Annotated in this window: 12 protein-coding genes and 1 pseudogene; 7 read left to right on the top strand and 6 right to left on the bottom strand. The window is 66.2% G+C overall.

The annotated features are described in order from the left end of the window. Nucleotides 1-30 precede the first annotated feature (30 nt). A complete protein-coding gene (locus AC4D2W_RS02050) occupies nt 31-777 on the bottom strand; it encodes an SDR family NAD(P)-dependent oxidoreductase (RefSeq protein ID WP_490925247.1) in 747 nt (248 codons plus the stop codon). 84 nt (nt 778-861) lie between these two features. Between AC4D2W_RS02050 and AC4D2W_RS02045 the strand changes: the two genes are divergently transcribed. Next, the gene (locus AC4D2W_RS02045; RefSeq protein WP_490925246.1) at nt 862-1,422 is read left to right on the top strand and encodes a TetR/AcrR family transcriptional regulator; all 561 of its coding nucleotides are present in this window, start codon (nt 862-864) and stop codon (nt 1,420-1,422) included. Nucleotides 1,423-1,484: 62 nt separating this feature from the next. On the opposite strand, the gene AC4D2W_RS02040 is transcribed toward AC4D2W_RS02045, so the two are convergent. The 3 genes from AC4D2W_RS02040 to AC4D2W_RS02030 all read right to left on the bottom strand — a co-directional run bounded on the left by AC4D2W_RS02040 (nt 1,485) and on the right by AC4D2W_RS02030 (nt 4,931). Beyond that, nucleotides 1,485-2,567 carry a lytic transglycosylase gene (locus AC4D2W_RS02040; RefSeq protein ID WP_490925245.1) on the bottom strand — a complete coding sequence of 361 codons (1,083 nt, stop codon included), beginning with the start codon at nt 2,565-2,567 and terminating at the stop codon, nt 1,485-1,487. A 91-nt stretch (nt 2,568-2,658) separates the two neighbouring features. After that, the gene (locus AC4D2W_RS02035; RefSeq protein WP_490925244.1) at nt 2,659-4,242 is read right to left on the bottom strand and encodes a DUF6297 family protein; all 1,584 of its coding nucleotides are present in this window, start codon (nt 4,240-4,242) and stop codon (nt 2,659-2,661) included. A gap of 2 nt (nt 4,243-4,244) precedes the next feature. After that, nucleotides 4,245-4,931 carry an ABC transporter ATP-binding protein gene (locus AC4D2W_RS02030; RefSeq protein ID WP_490925243.1) on the bottom strand — a complete coding sequence of 229 codons (687 nt, stop codon included), beginning with the start codon at nt 4,929-4,931 and terminating at the stop codon, nt 4,245-4,247. 103 nt (nt 4,932-5,034) lie between these two features. Between AC4D2W_RS02030 and AC4D2W_RS02025 the strand changes: the two are divergent. Next, nucleotides 5,035-5,763, top strand: a pseudogene (locus tag AC4D2W_RS02025) (NADPH-dependent F420 reductase); the annotation flags it as partial. 157 nt (nt 5,764-5,920) lie between these two features. Continuing rightward, entirely contained in the window at nt 5,921-7,411 is a 1,491-nt protein-coding gene (locus tag AC4D2W_RS02020; protein WP_490925242.1) for an MFS transporter, read from the top strand. Here the strand turns inward: AC4D2W_RS02020 and AC4D2W_RS02015 are convergent. Further along, complete coding sequence (locus AC4D2W_RS02015; protein ID WP_490925241.1) at nt 7,408-7,977, bottom strand: DapH/DapD/GlmU-related protein; 570 nt, start codon at nt 7,975-7,977, stop codon at nt 7,408-7,410. The two genes, AC4D2W_RS02020 and AC4D2W_RS02015, sit on opposite strands and share 4 nt — an antisense overlap. 107 nt (nt 7,978-8,084) lie before the next feature. Here AC4D2W_RS02015 and AC4D2W_RS02010 point away from each other — a divergent pair, with 107 nt between their 5' ends. The 3 genes from AC4D2W_RS02010 (at nt 8,085) to AC4D2W_RS02000 (ending at nt 9,869) form a co-directional block, all read left to right on the top strand. After that, entirely contained in the window at nt 8,085-8,495 is a 411-nt protein-coding gene (locus tag AC4D2W_RS02010; protein ID WP_490925240.1) for a (R)-mandelonitrile lyase, read from the top strand. A gap of 12 nt (nt 8,496-8,507) precedes the next feature. Next, nucleotides 8,508-8,681 carry a hypothetical protein gene (locus AC4D2W_RS02005; RefSeq protein WP_490925239.1) on the top strand — a complete coding sequence of 58 codons (174 nt, stop codon included), beginning with the start codon at nt 8,508-8,510 and terminating at the stop codon, nt 8,679-8,681. 105 nt (nt 8,682-8,786) lie between these two features. Then, nucleotides 8,787-9,869 carry an AI-2E family transporter gene (locus AC4D2W_RS02000; RefSeq protein WP_490925238.1) on the top strand — a complete coding sequence of 361 codons (1,083 nt, stop codon included), beginning with the start codon at nt 8,787-8,789 and terminating at the stop codon, nt 9,867-9,869. Between the two features lie 107 nt (nt 9,870-9,976). Here AC4D2W_RS02000 and AC4D2W_RS01995 read toward each other — a convergent pair whose 3' ends face one another. Then, nucleotides 9,977-10,912 (bottom strand): lantibiotic dehydratase C-terminal domain-containing protein, encoded by a 936-nt coding sequence (locus tag AC4D2W_RS01995; protein ID WP_490925998.1) that lies wholly within the window; start codon nt 10,910-10,912, stop codon nt 9,977-9,979. Nucleotides 10,913-11,166: 254 nt separating this feature from the next. On the opposite strand from AC4D2W_RS01995, the gene AC4D2W_RS01990 reads away from it, so the two are divergent. Then, complete coding sequence (locus tag AC4D2W_RS01990) at nt 11,167-11,868, top strand: histidine phosphatase family protein (RefSeq protein WP_490925237.1); 702 nt, start codon at nt 11,167-11,169, stop codon at nt 11,866-11,868. Nucleotides 11,869-11,883: the final 15 nt, after the last annotated feature.

Here is an 11,883-nt window from a genome sequence, read left to right as displayed (position 1 = left end):
GCCCGGCTGGTGAAGGCCACCCGGGTCACGTCACATCAGTACACCGCCGGATACCTCGATCCGCTCACCGGTTGCCCAGCGAAACTCCCGGGACACCAGGGCGGCGATCGCGTCGGCGATGTCATCCGGCTCGCCCACCCGGCCGAGAGCAGTTTGCCCGGACAGCGTCTCGCGCATGGCGTCGCTGTCCCGCATGGCTCCGCCGTTGAAGTCGGTTGCGGTGGGGCCGGGGGCGATCGAATTGACCCGAATGCCCCGCGGACCCAGCTCGACGGCGAGACTGCGGGTCAGTGCTTCGAGCGCTTTCTTCGAGGCCGCATAAACGGAGGTTGCCGGGCTGACGTGCCGGCTGAGCGAACTGGAAACGTTCACGATGCTTGCTCCTTCCGCCAGGTGGGGCAGGAAGGCCTGCGTGAGGAAAAGCGGACCACGGACGTTGACGGCAAAAGTGGTGTCGAAGTCTTCCGCCGTAATGGTGCCGAGCGGTGCGAACAGTCCCACCCCGGCATTGTTGACCAGCACATCGATGGAGCCGGCATTCCACTCCTGCCTGATGCCGGCGAGCACGGCGTCGCGGGCCGCCTCGATGGAGGCGAGGTCTGCGACATCCATCTGGACCGCGATGGCCTCGCCGCCCGAATTGGCGATTTCGTCGACGACGTCGGCGGCACCGCTCCGCGAAGCAGCGACCACCTTGATCTTGTTCCGGGCCAAGGCAAGCGCGGCGGCTCGCCCGAGTCCGCGGTTGGCTCCGGTCACGAGGGCAATGCGGGTCATGTCGACTCCCATAAGTAAATGGATACTTACTTGTAAGCTAGTGTCCGGGCACAGGCCCGTCAATACCCAGCCGAAGGGAACCGCATGGCACGTGACGCCGAAGCCACAAGGGCGCGGATACTCACCGCTGCGACCGGAGAGTTTGCGGCCCGCGGGTTCGCCGGCGGCCGCGTGGAGCGGATCGCTTCCCAGGCACAGAGCAACGTCCGGATGATCTACGCGTACTACGGCAGCAAGAGCGGCCTGTTCGACGCCACCCTTGCTGCGGCGCTGCACCGTATGGCCGAGAACGTCCCGCCGCGGCCCGGGGATCTCGCAGGCTGGGCCGGGGACGTGTTCGACCATCATCAGCGTTTCCCCGAAGTCCTCCGCCTGAGCATGTGGGCCCAGCTGGAGCGGCCCGAGGCCACCGCCGAGCCCAGCGATATCTATCGGAACAAAGCGCTCGCCGTCGCTACATCGGCCGCACGCCCGCTGTCCCCCGTCGACGTTCTGGTCTTCATCTACGCCATCGCGCAGGCCTGGCAGCTCTCGCCGGAAGGACTAACGAGTCTCGGAGGAAACCCGGACAAGGGCGAGGAAGCTGCCGCCCGGCGGCAAGCCGTGGTGACCGCCGTCGAGCGCATGCTGCAGGTCCAACCCTGACTCGCGCGGCAGCCGGAAAAGACACCTCCGGCTTCCTGCACCGCAGGCATTAGGCACGGAGATTATCTGCCGGGTTCGTTGATCGGCTGGTCCAGGGACAGGCTGATGGTCTGGCCCGGCAGAAGCTCGCCGGACACCCCGTCCACATACTGGTACCAGACGGGAACGGTCTCGGTCGTGTCCCGGTTGGCGTCGTACAGAGCCGTGACGCCGAACCTGGCGGAGATGCCGCGCTCGGTGTCGCCGGGGGCCGTCGTGTAGGTCAGCGGAACACCGTCGGGGTCCGCGGTGAACGTTCCCCGGGCACCGTCGAGGGCCAGCTCGCCTGGAATCAGCCGGAGTATAGTGCCTGCAGGAATTGGTGCGTTCTCAACGAGCGAGGGGTTGTACTGCAGGAGTTCAGCCGTGCCGACGCGGAACTGATAGCCCACGCTGTCCAGGGAATCGCCGTCAACGGTGGTGTAGAAAACCCCCGTATCCCAGGAGTTCCGAACGGCTGCACCCGTGCCTGAACGGCTGTCCACCGGGTTCTTCTGCAGTGCGATGGTGCGCCCGGGTTCCACGAAGTAGACATTGCCCACCTCATGCACGTACGGCACTTTGTTAGCCTCCGCGAGCTGATCATTGGTCAGGTTGAACCGGTAGGTGATCCCGGCCAGGGTGTCCCCGGGTACGACCGTGTAGCTCGTAGGGATTCCGTTTTCGTCCTCCACGGCGGTCCCCATGGCGCCGATGCCGGGGCCGGCCGGCAGCAGCCGGAGCCGAGTGCCCGCTTCCAGAGGCGTCCCTGGCTGGAGTTCGTTGAATTCTGCGACCTTCGTTTCGGAGAACCCGTACACCTCGGCGACTGTGGCCAGGGTGTCGCCGGCAACGGTGCTGTAGAAGTCCGGGTTGCCGAACGAATCCGTGGTAGTTTCCCCGCCCAGGGACGGCTTGGCGGCTGCGGCCGGCTGCGGGGTGGCGGAGGGTTCCGGCGTCGCAGCTGCGGCGGGCTTGGGGGTTGCCGTGGCAGCTGCCGTCTCAACAGGAGTGGGTTCGGAGGCGGTACATCCGGCCAAACCCGCAGACAGCAGAACTGCGCAGGCGGCCGCTGAGCGGACCGCCCAGTATCGGCCCGGCTTGGAAACACTGTTGATTATCGCCACGGTTATCCCCCCATAAGCCCGGGAGGAACCCGAGCGCAGTCATTAGGGCAGAGCCTAGCCCATGGTTTTGATCGGGCCCTGATTGACCGGATTACTTCGGATTTGAGTACATCACCACAAGCATGCACACCGCGGAAAACCCCGCCTGCGCCAGCAGCAGCACCTCCGGAACGTAGCCCAGGAACAGACCCAGCAGCAGTGGAACCAGTGTCAGCAGCGTCGTGTCCAGGCCGCGGATCATGGCCCCGGTCTGCGCCGTCGGCACCGGACCGAAGACGGTGTCAGCGGGCGGCACGGTCCAGTCCGGCTGGACCCGGTAGGCTCCGCGCACAGCGGATGCGCCAAACCCCGGACCGGCCAGTGCACCAAGAGCGATCAGTGCCGGGCTGCCGGCACCCAGCAACACCAGCACGGCGCAGAACACAGCAGACCACAGAGCCAGCGCCGCCGCGGGCAGAGCCATCCGACTTAGCAGCACCATCGCCGGCGACAGCGGCAGCAGCATATCCAGGCCCGGAGTAATGGCCGTCCGCCGCGCCAGTGCTCCCAGCGCCGGAACTGCGGCACAAACCGTTGCCGCAATCAGGGCCAGCTGCACCAGCGGCGGCTTTGTCCCGCCCGCCAGCAGCAGGGCCACGCACAGCAGAAGCAATGCCACCGGACGGGTCCACAGACCCCGGGTCCGCAAAAACGCGGCAGCATCTGCACGCAGCAACGCCCTCCACGGCGTACGTGCGCCCCTCGCATACCAGCGGCCTGCACGGGTGGAGACAACGGCACCGTAGTCGCGGGAAAGCGCACGCCCCACTTCGTTCGGATCCATCAGATACAGGGCAGCACCCGCATGCCCGGAGACTCCCCCGGCGCCGATGAGATCCCGGGCGGGAATCGATCCCAGACGAGGAAAGGTAATGAGGCCGAGCCCGACGGCGGCCGCCAGAGCAGCAAGGGCCGGCCCCCACTGACCGGCCGCGGCCTGCCGCGGCACAAAGCTCAGCACGGCCAGCAGCAGCAGACCAGGCAGCGGCCCGGACGCTATTCGCCCCAGCGGCCCCACACCGGCACCAGCGCCGCCGGATCCCGCAGATCCGGCGCCGATCTGCCGCAGGGCCGCGAGCAGCACTGCGATGACGGCAGCCGCTCCGAACACTGCCGCCGCCAGAAACTGTCCGGGCACACCGGCATCGAGGTCGGTGATGAAACCGACCGGCAGGTACAGCAGCAACGCACCCGCCCACACCAAGCCCAGCCTCCGCAGCAGCCGTCCGGTCACCAGCGGACCACGCCCCAGGGGCAGGTTCAGCCACCAATACCCCTCGGCCGTCGTCACTGCCGCCGGGCCGAGCCTCCGGGCGAGGACCGTCAACGCTGTCAGGACGGCGAACAGCAGTGCGGCCGCTGCTGCGCCGTCGGGCAGGGAGAACGACGGCGGCGCCACCAGAGTGCGTCCTGCCGGACCTGCGCTCCAGGCCTGGGCCACCTGCCCGCGCAGTGCCAGGACCAGACCCGTGGCAAGGGCACCGATGGTTCCCACGGCCAGCACTGCGGTGTAGACGTCAATGAAGACATCCCGGAAACGGGTCCGGCTCCGGACGAATGTCCGCGAGGCCTGCCGGGTGAACTGCACCGGGTTGAAGGCTGCGGGTGCCTCTCCCACAGTGCCGTCGGGCGCCACGTCTAGCGTCCAGCGATCTCGGCCGCGGCGCGGTCGGGCGCAATCTCCCGGACGTCGTCGTCGATCAGCAGGCACCGGTCTGCGGTGGCCAGCAGCAACGCCGGGTCGTGGGTGACCAGCAGAACCGTGCCGCCGCCGTCGGCATAGGCGTTTATCCGCTCCCCCAGCCGTTCCCGCATCACCGGGTCCAGACGCTGCTCCGGTTCGTCCAGGATCAGCAGTGAGGAGGGCCGGATCAGGGTCGAAGCCAGCAGCAGCCGGCGCCGCTGCCCGGAGGAAACGGAGGCCGGAACGGCGTTGGCGCGTTCCTGCAGGGCAAAGAAGTCCAGTTCAGCGTCGACGGCGGCGTCGGGGTCCGGAACCGAGTGCCCGCGGGCCACCAGCTGGAGGTGCTCGCGCAGGGACAGGGAGGGGAAGAACGCGTCCTCGTCGAACAGGGCGGCGACCTGCCGCCGGAAGGGAATCGCGTCTTCGTTGACCGGCAACCCGAGGACCCGCACGTCGCCGCCGAGCATCGGCTGCTTTCCGGCGATTGTGCGGGCGGCAGTGGACTTGCCGGCACCGTTGAACCCGACCACCCCGAGGACATCGCCGGACTCCGCACCTGCCGTGATCCGCCCGCACACCGGAGTGCCGCCGTAGCCCACGGACAAATCTGCAATCTTAAGCACAGCCCCCACTGACGTCATGGGTTCAATCTAGTTCAGGCGGGCACATTTTCGGGCGAACCGGCCCGCGGTCGGGAATTTCCCCGCACCGGCCGTTGCTTGCACACACCACAACCACCACCGAAGGGATGCAGACATGGCAACACTGGGAATCATCGGAAGCGGAAACATCGGATCGGCCGTTGCACGTCTCGCGGTTGCAGCGGGCATGAACGTGGTCATCGCCAACTCGCGGGGACCGGAAACACTCCAGGACCTGGTGGGAGAGCTGGGCCCGCTGGCGAAGGCCGGAACCGTGGACGAGGCAGCCACCCTGGGCGACGCCGTCGTGCTTTCCATCCCGCTCAAGGCGGTGAAGGATCTCCCCGAGGGGTTGCTGGCCGACAAGCTGGTGCTGGACACGAGCAACTACTACCCGTCCCGCGACGGGCGCATCGAGGACCTTGATGCGAGCACCGTGACGAGCAGCGAAATGATCCGGGACCAGCTGGGCGCCGCTCAGTACGTGAAGGTTTTCAACAACATCACCGCCGCGCACATCCCGGCCCTCGCCCGGCCCGCCGGTGCTGCGGACCGCACCGCGCTGCCGATCGCAGGGGACGACGCCGCCGCCAAGACCGAGGCGTCAGCCATCATTGGGCGGCTCGGCTTCGACACCGTGGACGCCGGCCCGCTGGCCGAAAGCTGGCGGTTTGAGCCCGAGACCCCGGCCTACGGGCGGGTCTACTTTGCGGACCCGAATGCCTCCGATGAGCAGCTGATGGACACGCCTCCCGGGCCGACGCCGGCGGAGCAGGTTCGGTCCGCGCTCGACGCCGCTGCCCGGGTCAATGTGGCGGAGCGCCGCTTCTAGAGCGGCGAGCGCTGCGCCCCGGCACATAACCGGAGCGTTGTACGCACACGCCCTGCCGCGGTACTCTCGTTCCACCGAGGTAGAAACACAGTCCGCAGGCCTGTGCGCATACGCCGCCCGACGGGCAGCCACTTCTCCGTACAACGAGGAGTGCGCCATGAGTGACCGTCACCAGTTTCCCTCCGCCACCGGCTCAGGCCGGATCATTCCCCGCCCGCCGCAATTCCGCACACTGCGGGCCGCCTGGCTCGCGCTGACGGGCCTGTCCGCCGTTTTCCTGTTCGAAATGCTCGACAACTCACTGTTGAACGTGGCACTTCCAACGATCGGCCGGGAGCTCGGGGCGGGGACGGCGGCGCTGCAGTGGGTGACCAGCTCCTATTCCGTGGTCTTCGGCGGACTCATGATCACTCTCAGCGCTCTCGCCGACCGGGTGGGCCGCCGCAGGATCATGCTTGCCGGCCTGGGCCTGCTCGCCCTGGCGGGCCTGGCGGCGGCGGCAGTGACGACGGTGCAGCAGCTGATTGCTGTCCGCGCGGTCATGGGTGTTGCGGCGGCAATGACTACCCCGGGGTCGCTTTCTCTCGCATTCCGGCTCTTTGACGATCAGCAGCTGCGGATGCGGGCCATGAGCCTCATTTCCACGGTCGGACTTGCAGGGCTGGCGCTCGGACCCACGGCCGGTGGCTTTGTCCTGAGCTTCGCGCCCTGGCAGGTGCTGCTCCTCGTGAACGTGCCCGTCGCCGTCGTCGGCATGATCTGCATCCGGGGCGGCGTCCCGGCTGATCGGCCCGATGAGCTGTATCCCCACCCCATCGACGCGATGGGTACAGTCGCCGGCACTCTCGCCGTCGTCTGTGCTCTCGCGGCGCCCACGCTTCTCGTGGACGAGGGCCCGGACTCCTGGAAACCATGGGCCGCGACGGCGGCAGCGGCTCTGTCCGCGGTCCTCTTTGTGCTCCGCCAGCGCACCGCTGCTCATCCCGTGCTGGATCTGGGACTCATCGCCAGGCCGCTCGTGGCCAGCGGTCTGGCCTTCAAAGCAGCTGCGGGGCTGGCTGTTGCTGGAATGGGTTACCTCATCACCCTGCAACTGCAGCTGGACTGGCAGTGGACGCCCGCACAGGCAGCGCTCGGGATGCTGCCGCAGGTTGCGGTCCTTCTGGCCGCCGGCGCCTTCATCCCCGGCCTGACCAGGCGGATCGGGTTGGATAACGCCGCCCGGGTGAGCGCCGCTGCGGTGGTCGCCGGCCTTGGCGTCTACACCGCGCTCGGCCGGCTCGGGTACGTGTGGATCGCCGCGGCGCTGGTACTCGTTGCCGCGGGCATGCGCGTTGTCGGCGTCGTAGCCGGCAACAACGTTATGCGCGGCCTTCCGCCCGACCGCACCACCGTCGGCGCCGCCCTCGCTGACACCGCAGGCGAGCTCACCACCGGTTTGGGAATTGCCCTGTCCGGAACACTTATTGCCGCACTCTTTCCCGGCAGTATTTCCTCCGCGGGCTGGACCTCAGCCCAGACCGACCGCTTCCGCGAAGCCGTTAGCCTTGCCTCCGGCTCGCTCACCGCGGCGGCCGCACTCCTCGTCGTCGTTGGACTGTTCCAGGCGCGCCGCGGAACCTCGGTTGCCGGACACGACACGGTTTAGTCCTCGAGGGTGCGGATCACCCGGGCCGGCGATCCGACCACCACGGAACGGGCCGGCACGTCCTTGGTGACGACGGCGCCGGCGGCCACCACGGCATCGTCGCCGATGGTCACGCCCGGCAGCACAGTGACGTTGGAGCCGAGCCAGACATTCCGGCCCAGCGTGACGGGCGCCGGATGCATATCCGCCCGCCTGCTGGGTGACAGGTCATGGTTCAGCGTTGCCAGAACGGCGTTGTGGCCGATCAGGCAGTCGTCTCCAATGCTGATGCCGCCCTGATCCTGGAACCGGCAGCCAGAGTTGATAAAGACCCGTTTGCCCAAAGTGATGTTCCTGCCGAAATCGGCGGAAAACGGTGGAAACAGAGCCACGGACTCATCCACCGGCTTACCGGTCAGCCGGGCCAGAAGTTCCCTGACCTCGGCCGGTTCGTGGTAGCCGGTGTTGAGCTCGCCGGTGATCCGCAGGGCCGTCTGGCTGGCATGATGCATGACCTCATGCAGGGGTGAGCCTGCGGTGATCGTTTGGCCTGTATTCAACTCCGCCAGCAGTTCATCAAGTTCCATGGGGTCATTATGCACGGGGTCCGGCGATGTTAATCCACGGTGCGCCGCAGAGCCTCCCCCAACTCTCCTAAAGGAAGTACTGTCCAAGAAACCGATAGGAGAAGCGCTTGAGGATTGAACCCAAACCGCCCACAGTCAAGAACCCGCCCGAGCAGTTCACCGGTGACGTATATCTGGACATGATCGCGGCACCGCAGGACTCCAGCCAGCGGATGATCGTCAGCAAGGTCCGCTTCCTGCCCGGAGCCCGAACGGCCTGGCACTCCCACGCCAGGGGGCAGACACTGCACGTCACTGAGGGCACCGCCCTCATGGGGACACGCGACGGGACCGTCATTGAAGTCCATGCAGGACAAACCGTTTACACCCCGCCGGGTGAGGAACACTGGCACGGCGCCACTGCCGAGGATTATATGGAGCACCTTGCCATGCTCGAAAACACCGACGACCCCTCAGCAACCACAACCTGGCTTGAACACGTCACCGACGCCGACTACCGCCGGCCCGCCTGGAAATGATGGGCTGACCCCATGAGCGTGGGACACCGGGACGGGTTCGACAATATGGCGGCCGGGGACGAGGCCTGGTGGCAGGGATACAACCAGCGGCTGGAGTCAGCGGCACGCAGTCACGGAGCAGGGAAAGATCCCCGTCCCTTGGACGCCGGTATGCACGTGGACGCCGGCATACAGGGTTGCCCCTAGACGGAGATGGCCCGGTGCGGCAATCTGTGGTGGTACGGGCCTCCGGAAAAGAAGCAGCGAAGCCCGGACTGTAGCGTCGTCGTTCCCTGACAACTGTGAGGCCGCATGAGTGATCGTGAGCCGCCCGGGGCATCCGGACTTGCCAGGCCAACGCGGATTCTGCTGACCTTGGCGGCTGCCGGTGGTGCCTGCTGGACGGTATGGGCAGGCCGATCGATCCTGGGACCGCTGGTGCTGGCCGCGGCGCTCGTCATTATCGCGCTGCCCGCACGAAAACCCTTGGACCGGCGCGGCACCCCAAGCTGGGTAGGCACGCTCGCCGTCGTGTCCATCGCGTGGGGAATCCTGGTGGTTCTGGCCGTGCTGGTCCTTCTGGCCCTGGGGCAATTCGCGCGCATTCTGGCCACCTACGCAGGCCAACTGCAAGAGAGCGCCGAGACGATTGAGTCGTTTTTCCATAGCCTCGGATTCAGCACCGTGTCGATGGACGAGGTCACCGGGGCAATCCAGCCATCTACACTACTGACGACCGTTTTCAATGCCGGCACGCAGCTGCTGGGCCTGGGCACGGCCGTCTTTTTTGTCTTCGCCTACGCGATGTTCCTCGGGATGGATGCTGCACGGTGGCAGAATCCCCCGACTGAGCTAGCGGAGGCGAGCGGCCGGCGGCTGCAGGCCTTCAACCGGTTCACCACCGCAACCAACCGGTACTTCCTCGTCAACTCAATATTCGGGCTGATCGTCGCGGTGATTGACGGACTCGCCCTCTGGGTCCTCGGCGTACCCGGTCCATTCGTCTGGGCGGTTCTCGCGTTCGTCACCAACTACATCCCCAATATCGGTTTCGTCCTGGGCGTGGTGCCTCCCGTCGTGCTCGCTGTCGCCGTCGGCGGATGGGAGCTGGGACTGCTGGTGCTGGCCATTTACTGCATCGTCAACGTCACCCTCCAAGTGCTGATCCAGCCCCGGTTCGTGGGGGAATCAGTAAGGCTGAGCGTCACGCTGACCTTCGCCTCGGTGGTTCTTTGGACAACCCTGCTGGGAGCGGTTGGCTCGCTGCTGGCTGTGCCGCTTACCCTCTTTGCCCGCTTCCTGATCATCGGCGGGGATCCCGATGCGCGCTTCGCGCAGTGGATCAGCGGCGATGACGGCCCGGAGGACACTCCGGACGGAGCCGCTCCCGGATGATCAACTTCGATCGGCTCCCCACGGAGGGTCGCGGCGGTACATCTCTTGGCGGTACCTCGCTTCCTGATCCGAAGCCACCGACTGGGCCAGCTCGACGGCGTCCACCGTCAACTTCCGCCCGACAGCTGTACCTCCAGGTCCTTACTCCAGGCGCGCGCATACAGCCCGAGGGCAGCCTCCTCATGGAGGGGAATGCCCATTCGGTTAAGCAGGAGCTTGCTGGCTGCCTTGGCCAGCTGCTGGGCACCGCGGCTGGTGCGTTGTTTGTCCGCCCGGTAGAGATACACATCGATGGTCTCTGCCCAGCGGTTGCGCCAGACCCCCACAGACGGCTCGGACGCCAGAGCGGCCATCATCCGGTGGGCGGGCATGATCCCCGAGGGCATCTGCTCCGTCATTGATCTGCGCACCTGCTCGGCCCGCGAAGGGAAAGAAGGTGTACGGAACCTAAAATAAGTGTCCCAGTAATAGTCCCAGCTAACGGTCCTGCGGTCGGGCCAGAGAGCGGACCGGGGTCCGTGCATCAGCGTATGGCCGGTGTCGAAGAGCAGCAGGGCTGCCAGCGTTGAGCGCATGCTGCGGCTGGGAAACCGATTGATCGCCCACGTCGCCACATCAGAGGAAACTTCCGAAACCTCACCCGCCAGCTTCAGGCCCTCCGGCCCGCCGAACCGTGCAAGGGCCGCCTCCATGACCTCAGGCAGAGGTTCGCCTGGACTTGGAGGATAAAGAATGTCCTCTGATTGAGACAGTGTCACGGCACCCACTTTCGCCCTGTTAGCATCCGCCAGGGCGTGCGCAAATTTCCAAACCCGCTCTACTACGTTGTCAGGGGCAAGCAGGTGCAGCTGCACTTGCGGAGGGGAAGTTTCGAGGCTCCTCGAAAAGTTGAACCGGTGGCCGCCCCAGCTCCGTGCCAGGGAACGAAGCGGGGCGACAATATGGCGGACTATTTCATCGCCCACATCTTTGTGCTCCGAATTTTGTTTGCCATCAAATCCGGCCTCCGGCGACGGCTCCGGCGACGGCTCCAGTGTCAGCATCGACCACATAAGGACTGTGTCTGGTTGCCGCTGTCGTGCTCCGGTCAATGCTTCTCCGTCGACAGTTCGCGTGTGCTTCAAATGACTCATTCCGTCCCGTCCCCATACCGGTTGTGTCTTTACGACTAACCCCCAGAATGGCCCGCAATGACAACATTTTTTCAATTTACAAGAAATCGATATTGATTTGAGAGGAACCCTCGTTCCCTCGATTCTTCTCGGGTAGAGATGGTGCAGCCGGTTAGGCTGGGCAGATGGCAACAGTAATCCTCGTGCGGCACGGCCGCACCACAGCGAATGCGTCCGGGCTGCTGGCCGGCCGCACCCCCGGCGTCGAACTCGACGAAGTTGGCCGCGGGCAGGCGGCTGTCACCGGGAACCGGATCGCTGCGGTTCCCCTCGTGGGAGTGGTGTCCAGCCCGCTGGAGCGCTGCCTGCAGACTGCGCAATTTATCCTCGACCACCAGCAGGGAATCCCGCACACCCCGATTGAGCCGGACCTGACCGAGTGCGATTACGGCCAGTGGCAGGGCCGCACCCTCAGTGATCTGGCCAAAGAAAACCTGTGGTCGGCAGTACAGACGCAACCGTCCGCCGTCACTTTTCCCGGCGGCGAATCCATGGCCGGCATGCAGGCCAGATCCGTGGCGGCAATCCGGCGCCACGACGCAGCCTTCGAAGCCGAGCACGGGCCGGGCGCAGTGTGGGCAGCGGTGAGCCACGGCGACATCATCAAGTCGGTCCTCGCCGATGCGCTCGGCATGCACCTCGACCTGTTCCAGCGGATCACCGTGGGCCCGGCCTCCGTATCGATCGTGCACTACGGCAAGGGACGCCCCACCGTGTTGGCGACCAACACCGACGCCGGGGATCTGTCCTGGTTGGCGGCCAGCCCAACGCCGGAGGAAGCCCCGGTGGGCGGTGGCGCAGGGCACACGGCGCCAGCGGCAGGATGAGCCTAAGATAGTCCC

This window comes from Arthrobacter sp. TJ-58, assembly GCF_058269295.1.
This window is presented reverse-complemented; position numbering and strand designations above follow the sequence as displayed.

Bases quoted from the DNA above. Each gene is read 5' to 3' on its own strand.
- AC4D2W_RS02050 (WP_490925247.1), bottom strand. From the start codon at position 777: ATGACCCGCATTGCCCTCGTGACCGGAGCCAACCGCGGACTCGGGCGA.
- AC4D2W_RS02005 (WP_490925239.1), top strand. From the start codon at position 8,508: ATGAGCGTGGGACACCGGGACGGGTTCGACAATATGGCGGCCGGGGAC.
- AC4D2W_RS02045 (WP_490925246.1), top strand. From the start codon at position 862: ATGGCACGTGACGCCGAAGCCACAAGGGCGCGGATACTCACCGCTGCG.
- AC4D2W_RS02020 (WP_490925242.1), top strand. From the start codon at position 5,921: ATGAGTGACCGTCACCAGTTTCCCTCCGCCACCGGCTCAGGCCGGATC.
- AC4D2W_RS01995 (WP_490925998.1), bottom strand. From the start codon at position 10,912: ATGCTGACACTGGAGCCGTCGCCGGAGCCGTCGCCGGAGGCCGGATTT.
- AC4D2W_RS02015 (WP_490925241.1), bottom strand. From the start codon at position 7,977: ATGGAACTTGATGAACTGCTGGCGGAGTTGAATACAGGCCAAACGATC.
- AC4D2W_RS01990 (WP_490925237.1), top strand. From the start codon at position 11,167: ATGGCAACAGTAATCCTCGTGCGGCACGGCCGCACCACAGCGAATGCG.
- AC4D2W_RS02000 (WP_490925238.1), top strand. From the start codon at position 8,787: ATGAGTGATCGTGAGCCGCCCGGGGCATCCGGACTTGCCAGGCCAACG.
- AC4D2W_RS02030 (WP_490925243.1), bottom strand. From the start codon at position 4,931: ATGACGTCAGTGGGGGCTGTGCTTAAGATTGCAGATTTGTCCGTGGGC.